Raw genomic sequence first — 19,417 nt, 5'->3', positions numbered from 1 at the left:
TGTTTGTTCAGCTTCGTACGCTGCAACATGACACTCTCAAGTTGTTACGTTGCTAGCCACCATGCGCTAAAATTGTGCTACAGCGTGACTGTGGTAGGCACGCCAAGCCTTGAAGGAAAAGAGCAATTTTTCGGGGTGTGCTAGACGTGTGCTAGCGTATTTCCAGCGCAAGCGGGCTCAAAGAGCTTTTCGAAAATTCAATGAATTTAAGGGCTTAATGGTGCCCGGAGGCGGATTTGAACCACCGACACGCGGATTTTCAATCCGCTGCTCTACCAACTGAGCTATCCGGGCATCTGCTTGGATTTCTGTTGGAAATCCGTGGGGCGTTTGGTTTCGCCCCGGAAGCGAGCGGGGTTATAACATCTTGCAAAAATGTGTCCACCCCTATCGGCGGTTTTTTGCGGGAAAAATGACAGTCTTTTCAAGTTTATGAAAAGATTGGCTTTTTACCATGCGCATACAGCTCACAGATCGTCGTCTTCGGCTTTTTCCTCCCCGTCGGCAACCGGAATCGCATAGGAGCCGGAGAGCCAGCGGTTAAGATCGACATCGCGGCAGCGGTTCGAGCAAAAGGGGTAATGCTCGCGCGCCGAGGGGCGGCTGCAGATCGGGCAGGGCACCGCCTTGCGCAGCGGTGCGACGCTCGCGGCGGGCTTTTCGGGCTCGTCCGTCATCAGGTGTGCGCCCAGCCGGCATGCACATCGAAACCCTCGCCCGACAACAGCGTCAGGGTCTCGTAGAGCGGAAGGCCGACGACATTGGTGTAGGAGCCGACGAGCTTGACGACGAAGGTGCCGGCGATGCCCTGGATGGCATAGCCACCCGCCTTGCCGCGCCATTGGCCGGAGGCGAGGTATTGTTCGATATCGGTAGTCGACAGCCGCTTGAAGCGGACCTTCGTGTCGATGACCTTCTGGCGCAGGGTCCTGTCAGGCGTGATGAGGCAGACCCCGGTGAAGACGCGGTGGCTGCGGCCGGAGAGCAGATGCAGCGCGCTGGAGGCCTCGTCGATCATTTCCGTCTTCGGCAGGATGCGCCGGCCGACGGAGACGACCGTATCGGCGGAAAGGATGTAGCTGCCGGCGAAGGCCGGATCACCCTTGATGGCGGCAAGGGCCGCCTGCGCCTTGCCGGTCGACAGGCGCCGTGCGAGCGAGCGGGGATGCTCGGACCGCTTCGGCGTCTCGTCGATATCCATCGGCATCAGACGCGCGGGCTCGATACCCGCTTGCGCGAGCAGTTCGACGCGGCGCGGCGAGCCGGAGGCGAGGATGAGCTTGTCGGTCTGCGCCATGGGATCTCCGGGAAAGCGCCGGGGGCGCCGGATTTCGCTCTCGGGCCAGGGGCCGAACGAGGGCGTTGCCCCAGGACTTTGAAAAGCGTCTTACTTGAAACGGTAGGTGATGCGACCCTTGGTGAGGTCGTAAGGGGTCATCTCGACCAGCACCTTGTCGCCGGCGAGAACGCGGATGCGGTTCTTGCGCATGCGGCCTGCGGTGTGCGCGATGATCTCGTGCTCGTTCTCAAGCTTGACGCGAAACGTTGCGTTCGGGAGCAATTCCGTCACGATGCCGGGAAATTCGAGGACTTCTTCTTTTGCCATGTTCGAGCGGTATTCCTTGGAGGTGGATTTGGGGCATGCCTTATGCCGGCCCCGAAAAGTTGCCGGAAACTACACAATCCCCGGGGCTTTGTGAACACCGAAGCGCAGGCTTTCTGCATTTGCCGGAAACATGGCTGTTTTGCGCTCAGCCGGGGGGCTTCAAACGCTTCTCGATCAAGAGCTTCAGGTGCTCGCGCACGTCGCGATAGGAATGCAGAATCTGGTCGCGCGTCCCGGTGGCGACGGACGGGTCGGGGGTGGGCCAGTACATGACATCGACGGCCATGGAGCGGGTGAGCTCCAGGGCGGCGTGATGGGCCTCTGGCGCAAGCGTCACGATGAGGTCGAAATAATCGTCCTCAAGCTCGTCCAGCGAATGCGGCGCATGGCGGCCGAGCGACAGGCCGACCTCACCGAGCACGGCATCGACGAAAGGGTCGCGCTCGCCGGGGCGGATGCCGGCGGAGGCAACATAGGTGCCGGGCAGCAGGCTGCGGGCCAAAGTCTCGGCCATCGGCGAGCGCACGGCGTTCATGCGGCACATGAAGAGGATCGAACGGGGTGTCCGTGATGGGGATTTGTCGAGTGCCGGAAAAACACCCTCCATCCGCTTACCCGCGCCAATAGAGAACGCAGACGAGCGTGAACAGCCGGCGGGCGGTGTCGAAATCGAATTTGATCTTGCCTGACAGCCGGTCCATCAGGGTCTGCGAGCCTTCGTTGTGGATGCCGCGCCGGCCCATGTCGATCGCCTCGATCTGGCTCGGCGTGGAGGAGCGGATCGCCTGGTAATAGCTTTCGCAGATCAGGAAATAATCCTTCACGATGCGGCGGAACGGCGTCAGCGACAGGATATGGGTCGCGACGTCCTCGCCCCCCTCCGTGCGGATGGCGAAGACCAGCTTGCTGTCGAGAAGCGAGATATTGAGGCGGTAAGGGCCGCCAGCATGACCGACCGGCTCGAAGGAGTTTTCCTCGATGAGATCGAAGATGGCAACCGCACGCTCGTGCTCTACATCAGGCGTGGCGCGGCCGATCGTATCGTCCAGCACCACGTCGCACAGGCGGAAGTTGCCCTTCGTGCCCATGCCTCAGCTCTCCAGATTGAGCCGGATGGCGACGGAACGGGCATGGGCGCCAAGGCCTTCGGCCTCCGCCAGCGTCACGGCAGCAGGGCCGAGTGCGCGCAGCTGATCGGGACCGAGACGCAGGATCGACGTGCGCTTCATGTAATCGAGCACCGAAAGGCCGGAGGAGAAGCGGGCCGAGCGGGCGGTCGGGAGAACGTGGTTGGAGCCGCCCACATAATCGCCGATGACCTCCGGCGTGTGGCGGCCCACGAAGATGGCTCCGGCATTGCGAATCTCGGGCATCAGCGCATCGGGATCGGCAGTTGCGATTTCCAGATGCTCGGCGGCGATGCGGTTTGCCAGCGGCACGGCCTTCTTCAGGTCCGGCACCAGGATGATGGCGCCGAAATCCCTCCAGCTTGCGGCGGCGGTTTCCGCGCGCTCCAGCGTCTTCAGCTGGCGTTCGACAGCGGCCTCGACGGCATCGGCAAGCTCGATGCTGTCGGTGACGAGGATCGACTGGGCGCCGACATCGTGTTCGGCTTGAGCGAGCAAGTCGGCGGCGAGCCAGTCCGGATCGTTGTCGGCATCGGCGATGACGAGCACCTCCGAGGGGCCGGCGATCATGTCGATGCCGACGGTGCCGAAGACCTGACGCTTGGCGGCGGCGACGAATGCATTGCCGGGGCCGGTGATTTTGGCGACGGGCGCGATGGTCTCGGTGCCATAAGCGAGTGCTGCGACGGCCTGCGCGCCGCCGATGCGGTAGATTTCATCGACGCCGGCAATGCGGGCGGCCGCAAGCACGGCCGGATTGATCTCACCTTCCTTGGCCGGCACGACCATGACAAGGCGCGGCACGCCAGCGACCTTGGCCGGCACGGCATTCATCAGCACCGAGCTTGGGTAGCTCGCCGTACCACCGGGCACATAGAGGCCGACGGCATCGATCGCCGTCCAGCGCGAGCCGAGGCCGACGCCGATATCGTCTTCGTAGATATCGTCCTTCGGCATCGCGCGGGCATGGTGCTTTTCGATGCGCTGGGCGGCGAGTTCAAGGGCGGCGATGATCTTGGGATCGACGGCGTCATAGGCCTGCTCGATCTCTTCCAGCGATACGCGCATGGAGGTCACGGAAAAATCGAGACCATCGAACTTCTTCGAGTAATCGGCCAGCGCCTTGTCGCCGCGGGCGCGCACATCATCGATAATGCTGCGCACGACAGCGTTGACGTCTTCGGAGACCTCGCGCTTGGTGGTCAGGAAGGCAGCAAACCGGCTTTCGAAATCGCTGCTCTGGTAGTCAAGTCTGATCGCCAAGTCTGTCGTCCCTGTCGTCTCCCGGCAAATCTGCCGGTTCATGCATTCAAACCGCTGGATGGCGGGGTTTCAAGCTGGTTTCCCACGCTCCGCCGGTATCTGCAAGCTGAACTTCGACGCATTCCACATCGAGCGCTACGGAAGCATTGCCCGACAGCACGACATCAAGCGTTCCTTCCGGGCCTTCGCCCTTCGGCGTGAAGTTTACGGCGAGCAAGGAGAAAACGGCGCTCGTATCCTTGCGGTCGATACCGATGGAGCGCACGGCGTTGACGCGCTTGAACGCGACGACGGCGCGGCGGCGCTCGAAACTCTTGCCGCGGCCTGCGGCATTTTCCCAGACGAAGCGGTTGACGACGACCGAAAATACATGCTGGCGGGCGTCGAAGGCGAGGCCGTCGGTCTTGAAGACCGCATCCTGGAGATGGGCCGAGACGACGGCGAGGTCTTCCGCGTCGAGGGCGAGCAGTTTCAGGCTGTCCATAATCCGTGTCCTTCCCGTGGATGCCGCCAGATGCGGCATCCTGTATATTCGCTCAACGAGATAGGACGGCACGTGGCGGACTGCAACGCCGCCGCGTGGGAAAGATCAATCGCTGACGCGTTCGACGATGGCGCCGCAGCGGGTGAGCTTCTCTTCGAGGCGCTCGAAGCCGCGGTCGAGATGATAGACGCGCGAGACCATCGTCTCGCCTTCGGCGGCAAGGCCGGCGATGACAAGCGAGACGGAGGCACGCAGGTCGGTCGCCATGACGGGCGCGCCGCGCAGGCGCTCGACGCCCTCGATCTTGGCCGTCTGGCCGGAGAGCGAGATTTTCGCGCCGAGGCGGGCGAGTTCCTGCACATGCATGAAGCGGTTTTCGAAGATCGTCTCGGTGATGTGCGAAATGCCGCTCGACTTGGTCATCAGGCCCATGAACTGCGCCTGCAGGTCCGTCGGGAAGCCCGGGAAGGGATCGGTGACGACGTCGACCGGCTTGATGCCGCCGCCGTTGCGCACGACGCGGATGCCGCTTTCCGTGGAGGTGATCTCGGCGCCGGAACGGCGGATTGCCTCAAGCGCGGTGTCGAGGAGAGATGCTTCCGTGCCTTCCAGCACGACGTCGCCACCGGTCATCGCCACAGCCATGGCATAGGTGCCGGTCTCGATACGATCCGGCAGGACGCGGTGGCGCGCCCCGGACAGCTGGGTGACGCCCTCGATGGTGATGGTGGAGGTGCCCGCACCCGTGATCTTCGCGCCCATGGCGTTCAGGCACTTGGCGAGATCCTGCACTTCAGGCTCGCGGGCGGCATTGCCGATGACGGTCGTGCCGCGTGCGAGCGTCGCGGCCATCATGAGGACATGCGTCGCGCCGACCGAGACTTTCGGGAAGGTGTAGCGCGCGCCGATCAGGCCGCCGGCCGGTGCCGTCGCCTCGATATAGCCGCCGTCGATCTCGAGCTTGGCGCCGAGCGCCGCAAGGGCTTCGATGAAAAGGTCGACGGGGCGCGTGCCGATGGCGCACCCGCCGGGCAGCGAGACGCGGGCCTTGCCTTCGCGGGCGAGCAACGGGCCGATGACCCAGAAGGAGGCGCGCATCTTCGAGACCAGCTCGTAAGGCGCCGTCGTATCGACGATGTTGCGCGAGGTGAAGGTGACGGTGCGCGAATAGCCCTCGCCCTGGCGCTCGCGGCGACCGTTGACGGTGATGTCGGCGCCGTGGTTGCCGAGAATGCGGATGAGCTGTTCGACGTCGGCGAGATGCGGCACGTTTTCCAGCGTCAGCGTGTCGTCGGTGAGCAACGACGCGATCATCAGCGGCAGCGCGGCATTCTTGGCGCCGGAGATCGGAATGATGCCCCTGAGTTCGTTGCCGCCTACAATCCTGATACGATCCATATGCGATTACGGGCCGGGCCCGCCTTTCTTGAGATATAGGCTTTCGGAGATTGCGGCCTCTTTAGAGCATCGCGAAAGAAAAATGAAGACCGTGCCGCCCGCCCGCTTTCGCGCACGCCGGCTGGACACCCACCCCCGTAGCCTTCGTGGTGAAGACAGTGTCGACTAACCGCCCGATTCGTCTTTTTTTGCGGCAGAAGCGCTCCCGGGCAAACCCGTCGTTTCATCCGCCTCGCCGGCACGGCGCGCGCGCGCCTGCTGCTTGCGGCGCTGGAGATTGTCGCGCAGCGTCTTGGCCAGCCGCTCCGCACGGATCTCCGCCTCCGTCCTGATTTTCCCGCTTTTCGTCTCGTCCTTGCCGCTCATATCCCTTCTCATAATGAAAACAGGCACGCGAAAAAAGCACCGCCATCATCAGTTTGTTGCGATAATCGCAAAATCGCCGCTTGCGCTGCCCATCCACCTATGGCAATAGGCCCTCGCTCACGCGAAAGCGCCTTCCGCTTCGCAAGATGCTGCTATAGCTCAGGGGTAGAGCACTCCCTTGGTAAGGGAGAGGCCGAGAGTTCAAATCTCTCTAGCAGCACCATTCTCGTTCATGTCATCGCCAGGCAATGTTCTCCAATACTAATTGAAGCTTCGACCGTCAGGATTGCGCTGCAGCAATTGACACCACATACCGGTCCGTATAATTTCAAAGGGATTGGTAAGCTTAGGAGTTTTCGCGTCAACGTAGCTTCAGAGAACTGAACACGGCTGAAGCTTAGTATCGTGATTTATGCGCTTCTGAGCAGCTTATGTTATATTTGCTTCAGGGCGTATATCATGCGGCGGTGCGGCCTCGCATTCAAGTGAACTGTTCAGCTCAAGCTCTCCACCTTAAATCTTATGTTCGAATGGAGACCCGATGCCGTCTATCGCATTTGTGGCTGCGCATGACTCCGAGTTTAAATGGTGCCATGCCACCTCACGCCGCTTCGAACAAGCCGGCTGGGATGTAAGCTTTCATACCGTTATGTCCGACTTCAAAGCAACGCCAGAACAAGTCAGAAACTCAGGGCTTGATTTCTCAGCATTGCGTATATTGACGATGACGGAAGCCTTACAAGCGTGGTCCACGGAAAACGCCGTAGTTTTTGTTACAAATGGCGACCTTTGTGAAAAGTACCTACTCGCACTAAGGCAGGCCACGTCCTCCTCAACAACTCGTCCAATCATGATCGCGGCTTACTGTGGCGTGGTCGTCACCAATCATTTGGCCGGCTATCTAGCGCGGGCAAGCGCGGATATCGTCTGCGCGAACTCTCCATTTGATGCTGCCCTATTTTCGGCAGCGGCGGCGGAACTCAAGCTTCCTGAAAAACAGATTCTTCTCACCGGACTCTCTATCTTGCCGGAAGTCATCAAGCCGATGAGAACAGGAAAGATAGATACAATCATCTACGCGGATCAGGCCGCCATCCCCCCAAGCCCAAATGATCGCTTTTATATATATCAAAGCCTAGCGGAATATGCCCGCCGCCATCCTGAGCGCACGGTTTTGGTGAAGCCAAGGTTTCGCCCGGGAGAAACATCATATAAAAAAGCAACATATTCGCCGGAAGAATTTTTTGCGCAGACGAGAAAGATTCCCACCAATCTCAAGATCACATATGAACCGATCGTTCATTTGCTGCCAAAAATAGATTTGCTGATCACAATTTCCTCTACGGCTGCACTTGAAGCTATCTGCGAAGGGTGCCGCGTCGCGATCGTCGCAGACATCGGGCTGAAGGAAGCATTTGGCAGCCCAATGTTTGTCGGATCAGGCCTTCTGCGTACCTTTGCTCAAATTTCAGATGACGATCTGGGCAGCGCTTCAAGAGAGTGGTTGCGCCAGCACGAAATTGAGCGTCCAGGCGAACTCCTGCGCCAAATCAATGAAATGCATAAGGCGAACATATCAGGACAAATGCCGAGAATACAATCGGCATATCTCGAGGCGCGTTCACACTTCACGTCAAAACCCTATTCATTTTCCGCTCAGAAAAAAGGAAGGAAACAGAGGAAAATCACGGTTCGCCGACCTGCCGCTATCCGCGCATTCAAATGGATAAAGTCGCGGATAAAAAAAATTATAAGCGGCAACTTAAGGAGATAAACTAGATGTTCCGATTCAAGAAAATTTCTTCGGCGGCAAATGGAATTCTTTTACGAAAATCACGAGCGCCCAAGCGCTCTCCGCTTGCAATTGTCTTCAGCTCCGTTAACTCAAATGGCTTCAGCTATTTTAAATTATTTGAAAAATTTCCAGATATTCATGTTCTATATTTAAGAGATCCTGCCGATTTATGGTATACGGCGGGCATAAACAAAAAAGTGAAAAATTGGGCGCAACTCGTATCCGAAATAGCCGCGATCCAAAAAAAGCTTCAACCTACTGCGACGATGACGTTTGGCTCATCAATGGGAGGCTATGCCGCCCTGAAGCTGGCCGCTTCATTGCCATGTGATTTATGCGTGGCCACCTCGCCACAAACCATTCTAGATACAAGGTTGCCACACACACCAGCGAATTCTGTTCGCCCGGAAGATGCTGACTTGAAGGACTATATAGAAAAAAATCCGATGCATTTCTCCGTACTATATTTCGGAGCCGCAGACTTTGTGGATATTTACAACGTAAAGCGAATTAATTGGATTAATACGAAGATTGTTCCGGTTGCAGATCAAGATCACCTTGTTGCAGCCTATCTGACCCGAATTGGCGCCTATGATCGCATCATAAAGGCGTTTAGTAAGGGCGAGCATCTCGACTCTGTTGCGATAGACGGGTTCATCAACAGAGACGATGATTGCCTTGAAGGCAAGTCCGTTGCCATCATTAACAGAATGGTCGAGACCTGCTATTTAGGTGGCGATGACGCGATAGAGGTCATGGCGAAAGAGCTGGACACCCTAGAGGGAAATTGGGCAGACGCTCAGCATTTGGTTTCCAAGGTTTTACTGCGGAACAACGACCCTACGGGAGCCACACACTACGCGAGAGAGGCAGCGCGCCGCGCCCCTCTATCCATAACGATAGCGGACACATACGCATCGACACTTGTCGCAGCAGGAAGACGTGATGAGGCCATAGAAGCATATAGGCGTTGCCTAGTCATTCGACCGAAGCACTATTCAGCCCTATGCTCACTGAGCGAGCTACTACTTGCTCGTGGCCAGCGAACTGAAGCGGTGAAGCTTCTTAAGACCGCCATAGAAATCCGGCCACGCTTGCCCCGCGCCCGGACTATTCTGAATAGCCTGAAAACATCCCCCAGCGTCCCTGAAAGATAACGCCCTCAATGCACAACTTCCATTCTCTAAAAAGCAAGGCACGACGCGGCATTAAAAGTGCGCTGAAAAAATTTTATGCCTTAACCAAGACAAAAGAGGCAAAGCCGGATGCGCCGGCCATCACGAAGACAGTCAAAAAAACAACAACGGCCGCTCAGCCCGCAGAAAAACTGAACCGCTTAGATGCCTTCGTTATCGAGAGGGACTTATCTCACCTGAGATCAAAACTCAAAAAGATAAAATCCCCCAAGAAAGAGCTATCCCTACCTGAAATAGAAATATTATCGGAAGTAAAATTTGCTCAATTCGATGCAACAATAGGAGAGAAATATACTCCTCCCACATCAATCGCCTTTATCACGATTGCCAACGGGAAGTTTATACCGGGACTTGAAGGATTATTACTTTCCTTAATTAAGGTTTACCCCAATTTTTCTTGCGACTTCTTCGTTTTTCACGATGGAACTATCTCAAATTTCGCACAAAGTTGCCTACGCCAAATATACCATAATATTACATTTGAAACCCCTGACATGTCTTGGTTCGACCAGATTCCAAGCACTAGTGGAAACCACAAGCGTATTGGCAGCTTAGGGTACATGAACATCATGGCCCTAAAGAAAGATCAATACCAGCGGGTGATCCTTCTTGATTCGGACATGCTCATTCTTGGCGACATAAGCGCAACATGGCGCGGCCTATCCGCAAGGGATTTTCCAACAGACTATGTAGAGCCGAATCTGGTGTTGGGTTGCTATGACGTGGGAGTTAATCCTTACGTCCCGAAGAGCCCAGCAACAGGGAGGCACATAATCAACAGCGGAGTATTATCTCTCCCAACACGATATCTAGGGGAAAATTATTACCAAGAAATCGAAGACCTCGTTCGCAAGTCCAACAGGCCTTACTGCGAACTCCTTGACCGCTTTGCCGATCAAAAAATCTGGAACCAATTTCTTTCCAATAAAGATGTTGGCATATTGCCGATAAACTTCAACTGCAATGCCAGATACGTCGAAAACTTCCTCCAGATGGAGACTGACTTCGTCAGAATACTTCACTTTACGGGAAGCAAGCCCTGGTTCAGGACAGAATACCTGAATCGTGATGAAATTCCATTTAGTTCCAAGGGTGTGCGCGCAACTCACCCTATTTGGGCAGATAATTTCCGCAAATTAAAACAGGTCCATCGAGCCCATGTATATTTGCAGCACAGAAAAAATAATCCGCTTATATCCATCGCAAAAAAAGCGCAGATAGATAACGTCCCCGCATGCGTTTTCATTGGGAACGGGCCGTCGCTTGCACAAAGCGACCTGAACCTGTTTTCTGGATTTGAAAAATTTGTCTTTAACTGGTTCATCAACCACCCGAACTTCGACAGCATGCAGCCGGAACACCTGGTTCTGTCATCCCACATGCTGTTCGGCGGTTGGTGCGTTCAGAAGCCGGCTTTGCCAGAATCTTTTCTCACGCAATTATATGAAAAACGATGGCGCCCCAAATTGTGGATTAGCTACTACTTCAGACCCTATGTTGAAGCAATTGGCCTGAATCGCGATTTCGATGTCGACTATATCTTGCTTGAAAAGCCGTTCAAAAAATTCATTGATCAGTGCAGCAATCCGAATCTAGATATCAACGCCTTCGCGATGGACGGCCGCACAGGGGTCTTGACGGCCGCGCTCCCTATCGCAATTGCCTTGGGATATCGCCGCTTCGCATTGGTCGGATGCGATAGCAACTACAATCGCACGGGAGGATCGAACTACTTCTACGATTCGGCTCAACACCAATCCATGTCTACACGCGAAGATAGTTTGACAAGCACATGGACTGAAGACGGACGCGGCCATTTTGCTTATGTTGTCACGCAGCGGGAACTGCTTACAAGGCAGATGAGCTTCATCGACTTCACAATTGACGGCTCCTTACCACTTCCCAAAAGAGCGCTAAGTAGCTTGCACGCGCTTCAGGAGAACCCCGTCTGAAAGGCAGCGGATATATCCTCGCTCGGCGTAAATGCTTGAGCGAGGATGAAACTCTTTGCTTTCCTTAAATGTCTTGGAATACCGAAGTCGTCAGCAACGGCAACACTTTTTCACACTCCAGTATCCCTGAGACAATGTGGTAAAAAGTGCTGGCAGGGGTCGGCTCGTCGGTTATTGCTTGCCCTCGTGGCCATTTGTCATACCAAAGACCATCAATTGGATGATCCAGGAACAAATCAATCGCATCAAGAGCCTTTAACGCGGAATTCATATACGCCACGCGCTCACCTTGATCGGCATACAAAGCCAGCCTAACTGACGCTTTTAACCATTCAATCTGCGGCCAAAATCGAGCGGTGTCGTTATGAACGGTAAAGTCGTCATGCAACGTCATCATTACAACGTGGCGATCTTGGCAGATACCGTGCGCCTCCCCGATCTTAAAAAGCCGTCTCGCGCTGACAAGAGCACGCTCGTTTTCACGCCGGAAACCCCATTGTGCTAGTAGCCAAGCCCATTCGAACTGATGACCGGGTTCCACGATGCGACCTTGATGGCTAGGCATAGGAGTCCAATCATGGGCAAAGAATTCTCGAAGTACTCCAATATCGGCGTCAATCAAGCGATGCAGCGCCAAGAATCCTATTTCATCAGCAAGCTTCGTCCATTCCTTAGCGCTCCCGGTAATGCCCTCCCACGCTAAAGCCGCCTCGAACAAATGCATATGAGGGTTGGAGCACAATGGCTCGCGTGGAGGGCGCGCCTCCTCAAAACCTGCGTCTGGGTGTTTATAACTTTCCGTCAGCACCTGAAGTATATCAAGCGCGCGCTGTTGCTGAATTCTCATCCGCTCTGGTTGTGCTTCCGCAATCGCAGCCATAGAAAATATAGCAAATGCTTGATTATAAAGGTCGAAAGAATCGTCTATAAGTCGATCTTTTGCATCCGACAATGAACCGTATAGGCCGGTTTCAAGCTTATATATTTTATCAAACCAAGAACTGCCATGGTCTATCGCTTTTTCCCACTCGCCATTCCAGCCCGAAATACCAGCCATGGCGTAACAATAGACCTGCCGAGGTTGTACGCGCGCGCGCCGGTCATCGCCCGACATCGGTACAGCATCTTGCGTGATACGTTCGTAAAACCCCCCTTCAGGGTGAGAGGCGCCCTTGATCCACCACATGGGTAGTGCATATTGATCCAACCACTTTCGCAGCTGACTGACACGATCACACAAAGCTGATAAGTGCATCTCGTAAGCGACGGTTTCATTGGACATTCTGAAGACTCACAAATTAAACTATTTTATGTTCTAATATTACGAATTCTCATGCCTTACGTAACAGGATAGAGAATATCGAATTGAGCCATGGGAAATACTTTATTTTCCACCCTTGGTATTTCCTTCCAAGGAAACTCGACTCTCCTCTTTTCTCTATTAGATAATTACGTAGCGTATCCGACATTTCAGCTCTCGGGGATCGTTCATCGATGGGCACCCGCGGCTCTTTAGACATTCGGATCGCCTCTTCGATTAATCCGGCGATTGTTTTTTCAGGATCCGCCACATAGCGCGCCAGCCAGTTTGGATTGGGCAGCACCGTGCTTGGCAGCGTGATCTCACTAAATGTCTGAATGAGCCCTGAGTCTAAGAAATAGCCCAAACCATAGTCATCGTGAGCCCCAAAATCGCCAATAATTACGGTTGGAACCCCTGCATTGACCGCCTCGGCGGCGACAGTGGAACTTACAGTGAGGCAAAGAGAAGCTCTACTCAAAAGAGCACCGGCTTTTTCGGAGCTAAGCCTCAAATTATCCGGCCACCCGCCAATTTCCCGAGCCGCAGTCTTTATCAAGGAATCAATAGGATGCCATGTCCTATGCAAAGTTGCATCCTTACCGATCGCACGGGGTTTAATGATAAACTCCGTGGCCGGATATCGCTTCACCAGCGAGATCAACTGCTTAACGAGGAAGAGCCTTTCGTCATGATAACGCGGAATAACTGCCTGCTCAAAGAAAACAACCGGCCCACTTTTGGAAATTTTGGTATTTCGATCGATCTTCTCCAACAGGGAGGCTATCCCAAAAACACGTGCCCCGCTGCTGTCAACGCCGAAAGCAGTACACATACGCACAAAATCATCGTGGTCAGCCTGACAATTCAACCATACGAGGTCGCTGCTGGTTCGCATGGAATATCCGTCGAGAGCATAACGCAGCACGAGACCTGGATATACGGAAATGAGCAGTGGGCGGTTGGGACCAAGCTGCCTGAGGTAATGAACAAGGCGCCTTGTGGAGAGTCCCTCCAGACACGAAAGCACTATATCGAACTCACCAATCTCACCGCTTTTGCAGAAATCCTCCAGAGAGATCCACCGTACTCCTCCGGTCAATCTGAACGATTCAAGTTGCTCTTGGCTAAGTTGCCGCCCCGCGCGCGAGCGAACCAGCGCATACTCAAGCTGACAGCCCGCTGCTTGAAAATGTGGAGCGATTAAGGTGGCGGCATTCAAAAAGGAATCGTAACCGGCAAGCGCAAGAACACGCATCGCGTGCTCCTAAGCTATATGATCATTGGCAAGCAGATATTCGCTCAGTTCTCGCAGTGCGCCTTTTCCACCCGCGTGGTTCAGTATGACGTCGGCTATCTTTTTAATACTTGGATGAGCATCAGAAGGGCAGAAACTGAGACCACACGCTTTCATGCATTCGATGTCGTTAATATCATTACCGATGTAAGCGACCTCCGACCATGCCAGCATCGAACCCATGCGCCAGACCTCAAGAGCGCTGAGCTTATCCTCAACGTGGTGTTGAACTGCCATGTTGAGTTTTTCCGCCCGTGCGCGGACTACCGGATTCTTCTCCTTGGAAAGGATAAGGAGTTTAAGCCCTTTACGCCTGAGCATTTCGATACCCATGCCGTCGCTTCGGCTACAGTACACGGATTCGGATCCATCCTGGTGAACGAGGACGCGGTCGTCGGTATGAACACCATCAAAATCGGTAACAAGCGCCTTTATTCTTTCCACGCGGCCACGAATCCGAGAGCTATCGTGCAACTGCGCAAAAACCTCCGCCACGGACCAGTCATCGGGCGTATCGATCTCGACAGGAAGCATTTCGGTTGGCACTAAAATTGTTTTTCCGCAAAAGCGATTCTCGCTTTCAAGAAAAGACGATACGCGCATCGCATATATAGCGCCGTTTTCTCGATATCGAGGCGTCATGTCCTGTCGACGCTTGCGAGGTTTGGTGTGATCGTGCGTGATGCCCGAAGCAGTACCATCTGGAGCGATCTCCCAGATGAATCCGTGATCTTCAACAGCGCTGAACGCGCTGTCAGCGCGCTTTTCGACAAGCTGCCTCACCAGTTCGTCAATTTGTTCACTTGTTGTAAACGGCGAGGTGCATTGCAAAAACACTAGGACATCTGGAAGCGCGCCTGCAGTGTCTTGTACATACCGTAAAGCATGAACGAGAGCGGATTCGGAACTAGCCTGAGAACCGGAGATGTCATTTGGGCGCACAATCGCCGATGCACCAAACTCTTTCCCAACAGATAGGATAGCCTCGGAATCAGACGAGACATAAACTTGAGAAATAAGTTTAGAGCCAACAGCAGCCAGAACCGATCGCCCCAGCAGGGGGATTCCGTTCAGTGGTTTGATATTTTTTCCGGGGAGACCAACAGAGCCCCCCCGTGCCGGAATAACCGCTACTACCTGCATTTAGGAAACTTGCCGAATCTGGGCGCCGTGCTTTTCTTCACGCCATTTCAACTTATTACGCTGAACAAGCTCCACATCAAGCATTTCCGATTCTTTATAAGCAACTGCGAGACGGACATTCTTGAGGTCGCGGCAAAGGCGGCGCATACCATCAGGCTCAAGGCTGGCGGCATGGTCCGTGCCCTTCCATGTACGATCTAGCGTGAAGTGGCGCTCGACATATTCGAACTCACCGCGACCATAGATGTTACGGCCGATGAGGCCGGCAGTCATAGCGGCGATATCGGCAGCGATACCAAGATGATGTCCCGAGAAGCCGATGGACTTCACGCGATCGCCATAGCGTTCTTGAAGCCGGTTGATTTCGAGGACGCAAATATCATTAAAGGCGACAGGGTAGCCAGAGGTGCAAGCGTACAGCACGAGGTCTTTTGCACGGCCACGATCTTCGTAAAACTTCACCAGCCGATCCGTCTCGTCGTGCGTTGTCATGCCGGTCGAGACATGGATTTCGCCGTCGTAATTCTTGCAGAGATAATCCTGCAAAATATAGTGCTGGTTAGTTGCTGACGGCAACTTGATGAGATTAGGCTGGAGAGTCGTGATTTCTTGCGCCGAGGTCAAATCCCAAACCGAGGTCGAGTAGTCGATGCCCATGGCACGGCACTCTTCCTGCAACTCCCTGTGTTGGCCCACGGAAAATTCGAGATACTCACGATGCTCGCCGTAAGTTTTGCCATAAGCGTTGGCGGGAACCGGATGAGGCGCATCATACTCCTCAGGCGTAAGTAGCTCACGGTTATGACGCTTCTGGAACTTTGCGACGTGTGCGCCGCAAACTTTGGCAGCCACCCGTATAAGCTCCTTGGCGATATCCATATCACCCAAATGATTGCAGCCGATTTCGGCGATAACCTTGATTTCTTTCTGCTCTGTCATCTCGGATTCCTAGCGTGAAACTTAAAACCGTGCAGCTATGCGCACAGCAACTCTATGCCTCTCGGCGCCAGATACGGTGCCCCGGCGGAGTGGCTCGTACTCCTATAGATTTCCCGATTGCAATGCAACGTCCTGCGCGATCGGCAAACAATTTGAATATTGCCGCTCACAAAGATAACAATTTCACTTACTGGGCAAATTTAGGGCGCCGTCATAACGGACGATCGCTACCGATGGCAATCGAGTTGCCCGCGTCGGGAAAAGATAATAATCGTCAGATGCTTAGAAAAAGGCGCAAGCATCAAATTCGTGAAACGCTTTGGATTTTCAGCTGGTGCTCGTTCATGGTTGGCATCTGAATATTGGAGAACATCTCATGACCGTCATCGACACCCTCAGCCCCCGCTCCCTTCGGGCGCCCGAAAGCGGGATCGTCGAAGTCGTGAATTATGCGCGCGGTCGGGACGGTCTCATTCCGCTCTGGGTGGGCGAAGGGGATTTGCCCACGCCCGACTTCATCGCGCGCGCAGCCTCGGACGCGCTGTTGCGCGGCGAGACCTTCTATACCTGGCAACGGGGGATACCGGACCTTCGGGCTGCCTTGTCGCGCTATTATGCACGGCGTTTCGGAGCGGCGTTGCCGGCGGAGCATTTTTATGTCGTAGGGTCCGGCATGCAGGCGATCACGCTTGCGATCCAGGCACTCGTCTCGCCTGGCGACGACATGGTCTATCTGACACCGGCCTGGCCGAATTTTGCGGCGGCGGCCGAGCTTTCGGGGGCCAATCCCATCGCCGTGATGCTCGATTTCACCGGCGGACGCTGGCAGGTCGATCTCGATCGTGTCGAGGCGGCGATCACGCCGAAGACGCGCGTGCTCTTCATCAACACGCCCTCGAACCCGACCGGTTGGACGGCATCGCGCGCGGACCTGAAGAACCTTCTCACCATCGCGCGCCGTCATGATCTCTGGATCATGGCCGACGAGATCTATGCGCTTTATCATTACGCCGGAGAGAGAGCGCCGTCCTTTCTCGATGTGATGGAAGACGGCGACAGGGTCGTCTTCGTCAATTCCTTCTCGAAGAACTGGTCAATGACCGGCTGGCGCGTCGGCTGGATCGTCGCGCCGCCCGAAATGGGCCAGGTGCTGGAAAATCTCATCCAGTATTCCACCTCCGGCGTGCCGCAGTTCCTGCAGCAGGGTGCCATCGTGGCGCTCGACGAGGGTGATGCTTTCCTGCAGGCGAATATCGACAAGGCGACGAAGAACCGGGATGTGTTCTGCGATGCCCTGATCGCTACCAACCGGGTCGAGACGCTGAAGCCGGATGGTGCGCTCTATGCCTTCCTGAAGATCGACGGCGTGACGGATTCGCGCCGTGCGGCTATCGACATCGTCGATCGCACCAATGTCGGTCTGGCGCCCGGAACGGCCTTCGGTCCCGGCGGCGAACTCTTCATGCGTGCCTGCTTCCTGCGCGATCCCGAGCAGATCGCCGAAGCCGCCGACCGGCTCGCTGGCTATATCGCGGCGCGCTGAGGCTCCTCATAGCCGGGCGAGCACGAAATCCGCCCGCTCGGCCACCGATACTTTCGGCAGGATGATCGTCTCATAGCCGAGCGCCTGGTAAACCTTTTCAAGCCGCTCGTATTCGGCGCGTGCGGCCTCAAAGCCATGGCGACGCTCCGGATCGCCAGTATAGATTTCGGGCCACGGCGGCGTGAGGAAAACGCTAGCGTTGTAGCGGTGCTGCGTGGCAAGCGGGGCCAGGACCGGCTCGCCCGAATGGGCCTCCAGTGCCGAAGCGGCATCGATCAGCCCGCGATCGAAAAAGACCGGGCCTGGGTGATCCCGCATCGCCTTCCGGTCGGCCAATGCCATGACGATAGCGCGGCGCGCGAAGGCCGCAAGATCGCGCCAGGGTAAGGCCTCACCATCCGTTGCCAGCTCCTCCTGTACGATGCGGCGGCCGGGTTCCTCCACCGTCGCATGACCGCGTCGGCTGAGTTCCTCCAACAGTGTGGACTTTCCACCACCGGAACAGCCGGAAAGAACGATAAAACGGTCGGACATGGCCTTGTCTTTCTGACAGGAGGAACACGCAGGCGCAATTGCGGTTGCGTCTTGTCTTCGAGCGCGCTGATATGCGCGAAATTCGAGCGATTCGGGGGATGACATGGCGGTTCTGGTAACGGGTGGCGCGGGTTATATCGGCAGCCATATGGTCTGGGCGCTGGTTGACGCCGGCGAAGAGGTGGTGGTGCTGGACCGGCTTTCTACCGGTTTCCGTTGGGCGGTCGCGCCCGAGGCGCGCTTCTACGAAGGCGACATTGCGGACACCGCACTCTTGTCCACCATCTTCGGCGAAAACAGCATCGACGCGATCATCCATTTCGCCGGCTCTATCATCGTGCCGGAATCGGTCGCCGATCCCCTCTCCTACTACGAGAACAACACCGTCAAGTCACGGGCGCTGATCGCGGCGGCCGTGGCGGCCAAGGTGCCGCATTTCGTCTTCTCCTCGACGGCGGCCGTCTACGGCACGCCCGATGGCACCGAGCCGGTGCTGGAGACCGCCGCCCTTCGCCCGGAATCACCCTATGGCGCCTCCAAGCTGATGACCGAGATCATGCTGCGCGACACCGCCGCCGCCCATGATTTCACCTACACGGCGCTGCGCTATTTCAACGTCGCCGGCGCCGATCCGCGCGGCCGCACCGGCCAGTCCGGCGCGGGCGCCACGCACCTCATCAAGGTGGCGAGCCAGGCCGCGCTTGGCAAGCGCGACGGCATGGACGTCTATGGCACGGATTATCCGACACCCGATGGCACCTGCATCCGCGATTATATCCATGTCAGCGACCTTGCCAACGCGCATCTCAAGGCTTTGCAGCGCATGCGCGCCGGCGGCGGCTCGATCGTCGCCAATTGCGGCTATGGCAAGGGTTTCTCGGTGCTTGAGGTGCTCAAACAGGTCAAGGCCGTGTCGGGCCAGGATTTCCCGGTGCGGTTTGCCGGCCGCCGCCCGGGCGATGCTGTGCTGATCGTCGCCAATCCCTCCATTGCGATGACGGAGCTGAACTGGCAGCCGCAGCATGACGACCTCGATTTCATCCTGCGTACGGCGCTCGATTGGGAAGAGCATCTCGGCAAGCGCAACCAGATCTGAAAAGACACTCAGCTCTCGCCGAGCTCAGCCTTCTCATACGCAATGGCATGCTGGATGAGCTGCGCCCAGATGTGTTCATAGAAGTCGCCATCCAGGCCGTGGGCGCGAGCATTCCGGTTGGCGTTGTCGCGCACTTCCTTCACACGCGCCGGCACGTCGGCGGGAATGCCCAGACCCGCCTTAATCGCGGCGGCACGGCGGATGAAACTCCAGCGCTCCTCGAAGAGCGCCATCAGTGCCTGGTCGACACGGTCGATGTTTTCGCGGATTTCCGCCATCGTCGTGCAGTCTTCAGCCGTCTTCGCCATTCCGGTCTCCTTTTGCGAGACCCGGATAGCAGAGGAATGATCGGGGGGAAAGGCATCACGCTGTCGCGAG

Annotated in this window: 21 protein-coding genes and 2 tRNA genes; 7 read left to right on the top strand and 16 right to left on the bottom strand. The window is 56.1% G+C overall.

Annotation, left to right across the window (positions count from 1 at the left end; genetic code table 11):
• Positions 1-218 precede the first annotated feature (218 nt).
• The 10 genes from D0Y60_RS06645 to D0Y60_RS06600 form a co-directional block, all read right to left on the bottom strand.
• A tRNA-Phe gene (locus D0Y60_RS06645) sits at positions 219-294 on the bottom strand.
• A gap of 173 nt (positions 295-467) precedes the next feature.
• Positions 468-677: a DNA gyrase inhibitor YacG gene (gene yacG, locus D0Y60_RS06640; protein ID WP_117368008.1), complete on the bottom strand. Its 210-nt coding sequence runs from the start codon at positions 675-677 to the stop codon at positions 468-470.
• Positions 677-1,297, bottom strand: a complete 621-nt coding sequence (locus D0Y60_RS06635) for a Maf-like protein (RefSeq protein WP_117368007.1) — start codon at positions 1,295-1,297, stop codon at positions 677-679. Before D0Y60_RS06635 ends, yacG begins: the two co-directional genes overlap by 1 nt.
• Positions 1,298-1,387: 90 nt before the next feature.
• Positions 1,388-1,606, bottom strand: a complete 219-nt coding sequence (infA, locus tag D0Y60_RS06630; protein ID WP_007759621.1) for a translation initiation factor IF-1 — start codon at positions 1,604-1,606, stop codon at positions 1,388-1,390.
• A 145-nt stretch (positions 1,607-1,751) separates the two neighbouring features.
• A complete protein-coding gene (locus tag D0Y60_RS06625) occupies positions 1,752-2,213 on the bottom strand; it encodes a low molecular weight phosphatase family protein (protein WP_117368005.1) in 462 nt (153 codons plus the stop codon).
• Between the two features lie 4 nt (positions 2,214-2,217).
• The gene (locus tag D0Y60_RS06620) at positions 2,218-2,694 is read right to left on the bottom strand and encodes a UPF0262 family protein (RefSeq protein WP_117368002.1); all 477 of its coding nucleotides are present in this window, start codon (positions 2,692-2,694) and stop codon (positions 2,218-2,220) included.
• Positions 2,695-2,697: 3 nt separating this feature from the next.
• On the bottom strand, positions 2,698-3,996 hold the full coding sequence (gene hisD, locus D0Y60_RS06615) for a histidinol dehydrogenase (RefSeq protein WP_117368000.1): 1,299 nt from the start codon (positions 3,994-3,996) through the stop codon (positions 2,698-2,700).
• A 46-nt stretch (positions 3,997-4,042) separates the two neighbouring features.
• Entirely contained in the window at positions 4,043-4,480 is a 438-nt protein-coding gene (locus tag D0Y60_RS06610) for a DUF2948 family protein (RefSeq protein WP_117367998.1), read from the bottom strand.
• A gap of 105 nt (positions 4,481-4,585) precedes the next feature.
• Positions 4,586-5,878, bottom strand: coding sequence for a UDP-N-acetylglucosamine 1-carboxyvinyltransferase (gene murA / locus D0Y60_RS06605; RefSeq protein ID WP_117367996.1), 1,293 nt, complete (start codon positions 5,876-5,878; stop codon positions 4,586-4,588).
• A gap of 165 nt (positions 5,879-6,043) precedes the next feature.
• Positions 6,044-6,244 carry a hypothetical protein gene (locus D0Y60_RS06600; protein WP_199564116.1) on the bottom strand — a complete coding sequence of 67 codons (201 nt, stop codon included), beginning with the start codon at positions 6,242-6,244 and terminating at the stop codon, positions 6,044-6,046.
• A 148-nt stretch (positions 6,245-6,392) separates the two neighbouring features.
• Between D0Y60_RS06600 and D0Y60_RS06595 the strand changes: the two genes are divergently transcribed.
• The 4 genes from D0Y60_RS06595 to D0Y60_RS06585 all read left to right on the top strand — a co-directional run bounded on the left by D0Y60_RS06595 (position 6,393) and on the right by D0Y60_RS06585 (position 11,187).
• A tRNA-Thr gene (locus D0Y60_RS06595) sits at positions 6,393-6,467 on the top strand.
• 318 nt (positions 6,468-6,785) lie between these two features.
• Entirely contained in the window at positions 6,786-8,018 is a 1,233-nt protein-coding gene (locus D0Y60_RS24580; protein ID WP_147324499.1) for a DUF6716 putative glycosyltransferase, read from the top strand.
• A gap of 5 nt (positions 8,019-8,023) precedes the next feature.
• Positions 8,024-9,196 (top strand): tetratricopeptide repeat protein, encoded by a 1,173-nt coding sequence (locus D0Y60_RS06590; protein ID WP_117367988.1) that lies wholly within the window; start codon positions 8,024-8,026, stop codon positions 9,194-9,196.
• A gap of 8 nt (positions 9,197-9,204) precedes the next feature.
• A complete protein-coding gene (locus D0Y60_RS06585) occupies positions 9,205-11,187 on the top strand; it encodes a glycosyltransferase (protein WP_117367986.1) in 1,983 nt (660 codons plus the stop codon).
• 64 nt (positions 11,188-11,251) lie between these two features.
• Here D0Y60_RS06585 and D0Y60_RS06580 read toward each other — a convergent pair whose 3' ends face one another.
• The 4 genes from D0Y60_RS06580 to D0Y60_RS06565 all read right to left on the bottom strand — a co-directional run bounded on the left by D0Y60_RS06580 (position 11,252) and on the right by D0Y60_RS06565 (position 15,866).
• The gene (locus tag D0Y60_RS06580; protein ID WP_117367984.1) at positions 11,252-12,442 is read right to left on the bottom strand and encodes an AGE family epimerase/isomerase; all 1,191 of its coding nucleotides are present in this window, start codon (positions 12,440-12,442) and stop codon (positions 11,252-11,254) included.
• A 76-nt stretch (positions 12,443-12,518) separates the two neighbouring features.
• Positions 12,519-13,745, bottom strand: coding sequence for a DUF6716 putative glycosyltransferase (locus tag D0Y60_RS06575; RefSeq protein ID WP_117367982.1), 1,227 nt, complete (start codon positions 13,743-13,745; stop codon positions 12,519-12,521).
• 9 nt (positions 13,746-13,754) lie between these two features.
• A complete protein-coding gene (locus D0Y60_RS06570; protein WP_117367980.1) occupies positions 13,755-14,927 on the bottom strand; it encodes an acylneuraminate cytidylyltransferase in 1,173 nt (390 codons plus the stop codon).
• Complete coding sequence (locus tag D0Y60_RS06565) at positions 14,928-15,866, bottom strand: N-acetylneuraminate synthase family protein (RefSeq protein WP_117367978.1); 939 nt, start codon at positions 15,864-15,866, stop codon at positions 14,928-14,930.
• A gap of 14 nt (positions 15,867-15,880) precedes the next feature.
• Between D0Y60_RS06565 and D0Y60_RS24575 the strand changes: the two genes are divergently transcribed.
• Together D0Y60_RS24575 and D0Y60_RS06560 are read left to right on the top strand one after the other, a co-directional pair.
• A complete protein-coding gene (locus tag D0Y60_RS24575) occupies positions 15,881-16,225 on the top strand; it encodes a hypothetical protein (RefSeq protein WP_147324498.1) in 345 nt (114 codons plus the stop codon).
• 17 nt (positions 16,226-16,242) lie between these two features.
• Positions 16,243-17,409 carry a pyridoxal phosphate-dependent aminotransferase gene (locus tag D0Y60_RS06560; protein ID WP_117367976.1) on the top strand — a complete coding sequence of 389 codons (1,167 nt, stop codon included), beginning with the start codon at positions 16,243-16,245 and terminating at the stop codon, positions 17,407-17,409.
• Between the two features lie 6 nt (positions 17,410-17,415).
• On the opposite strand, the gene D0Y60_RS06555 is transcribed toward D0Y60_RS06560, so the two are convergent.
• Positions 17,416-17,943 carry an AAA family ATPase gene (locus D0Y60_RS06555; protein WP_117367974.1) on the bottom strand — a complete coding sequence of 176 codons (528 nt, stop codon included), beginning with the start codon at positions 17,941-17,943 and terminating at the stop codon, positions 17,416-17,418.
• 103 nt (positions 17,944-18,046) lie between these two features.
• Here D0Y60_RS06555 and galE point away from each other — a divergent pair, with 103 nt between their 5' ends.
• On the top strand, positions 18,047-19,039 hold the full coding sequence (galE, locus tag D0Y60_RS06550) for a UDP-glucose 4-epimerase GalE (RefSeq protein ID WP_117367972.1): 993 nt from the start codon (positions 18,047-18,049) through the stop codon (positions 19,037-19,039).
• Positions 19,040-19,047: 8 nt separating this feature from the next.
• Here the strand turns inward: galE and D0Y60_RS06545 are convergent, their stop codons facing one another.
• The gene (locus D0Y60_RS06545; RefSeq protein ID WP_117367970.1) at positions 19,048-19,347 is read right to left on the bottom strand and encodes a chorismate mutase family protein; all 300 of its coding nucleotides are present in this window, start codon (positions 19,345-19,347) and stop codon (positions 19,048-19,050) included.
• Between the last annotated feature and the right edge of the window lie 70 nt (positions 19,348-19,417).

Source organism: Shinella sp. WSJ-2, from assembly GCF_003432075.1.
Lineage (GTDB): Bacteria > Pseudomonadota > Alphaproteobacteria > Rhizobiales > Rhizobiaceae > Shinella.
This window is presented reverse-complemented; position numbering and strand designations above follow the sequence as displayed.

What these genes read in the sequence shown, in the direction of transcription:
- D0Y60_RS06575 (WP_117367982.1), bottom strand. Translation starts at nt 13,745, where the DNA reads ATGCGTGTTCTTGCGCTTGCCGGTTACGATTCCTTTTTGAATGCCGCC.
- D0Y60_RS24580 (WP_147324499.1), top strand. Translation starts at nt 6,786, where the DNA reads ATGCCGTCTATCGCATTTGTGGCTGCGCATGACTCCGAGTTTAAATGG.
- D0Y60_RS06635 (WP_117368007.1), bottom strand. Translation starts at nt 1,297, where the DNA reads ATGGCGCAGACCGACAAGCTCATCCTCGCCTCCGGCTCGCCGCGCCGC.
- murA (WP_117367996.1), bottom strand. Translation starts at nt 5,878, where the DNA reads ATGGATCGTATCAGGATTGTAGGCGGCAACGAACTCAGGGGCATCATT.
- D0Y60_RS06560 (WP_117367976.1), top strand. Translation starts at nt 16,243, where the DNA reads ATGACCGTCATCGACACCCTCAGCCCCCGCTCCCTTCGGGCGCCCGAA.
- D0Y60_RS06620 (WP_117368002.1), bottom strand. Translation starts at nt 2,694, where the DNA reads ATGGGCACGAAGGGCAACTTCCGCCTGTGCGACGTGGTGCTGGACGAT.
- D0Y60_RS06545 (WP_117367970.1), bottom strand. Translation starts at nt 19,347, where the DNA reads ATGGCGAAGACGGCTGAAGACTGCACGACGATGGCGGAAATCCGCGAA.
- D0Y60_RS06625 (WP_117368005.1), bottom strand. Translation starts at nt 2,213, where the DNA reads ATGGAGGGTGTTTTTCCGGCACTCGACAAATCCCCATCACGGACACCC.
- D0Y60_RS06570 (WP_117367980.1), bottom strand. Translation starts at nt 14,927, where the DNA reads ATGCAGGTAGTAGCGGTTATTCCGGCACGGGGGGGCTCTGTTGGTCTC.
- D0Y60_RS06610 (WP_117367998.1), bottom strand. Translation starts at nt 4,480, where the DNA reads ATGGACAGCCTGAAACTGCTCGCCCTCGACGCGGAAGACCTCGCCGTC.
- D0Y60_RS06555 (WP_117367974.1), bottom strand. Translation starts at nt 17,943, where the DNA reads ATGTCCGACCGTTTTATCGTTCTTTCCGGCTGTTCCGGTGGTGGAAAG.
- D0Y60_RS06590 (WP_117367988.1), top strand. Translation starts at nt 8,024, where the DNA reads ATGTTCCGATTCAAGAAAATTTCTTCGGCGGCAAATGGAATTCTTTTA.
- galE (WP_117367972.1), top strand. Translation starts at nt 18,047, where the DNA reads ATGGCGGTTCTGGTAACGGGTGGCGCGGGTTATATCGGCAGCCATATG.
- D0Y60_RS06600 (WP_199564116.1), bottom strand. Translation starts at nt 6,244, where the DNA reads ATGAGCGGCAAGGACGAGACGAAAAGCGGGAAAATCAGGACGGAGGCG.
- yacG (WP_117368008.1), bottom strand. Translation starts at nt 677, where the DNA reads ATGACGGACGAGCCCGAAAAGCCCGCCGCGAGCGTCGCACCGCTGCGC.
- D0Y60_RS06585 (WP_117367986.1), top strand. Translation starts at nt 9,205, where the DNA reads ATGCACAACTTCCATTCTCTAAAAAGCAAGGCACGACGCGGCATTAAA.
- infA (WP_007759621.1), bottom strand. Translation starts at nt 1,606, where the DNA reads ATGGCAAAAGAAGAAGTCCTCGAATTTCCCGGCATCGTGACGGAATTG.
- D0Y60_RS06565 (WP_117367978.1), bottom strand. Translation starts at nt 15,866, where the DNA reads ATGACAGAGCAGAAAGAAATCAAGGTTATCGCCGAAATCGGCTGCAAT.
- D0Y60_RS06580 (WP_117367984.1), bottom strand. Translation starts at nt 12,442, where the DNA reads ATGCACTTATCAGCTTTGTGTGATCGTGTCAGTCAGCTGCGAAAGTGG.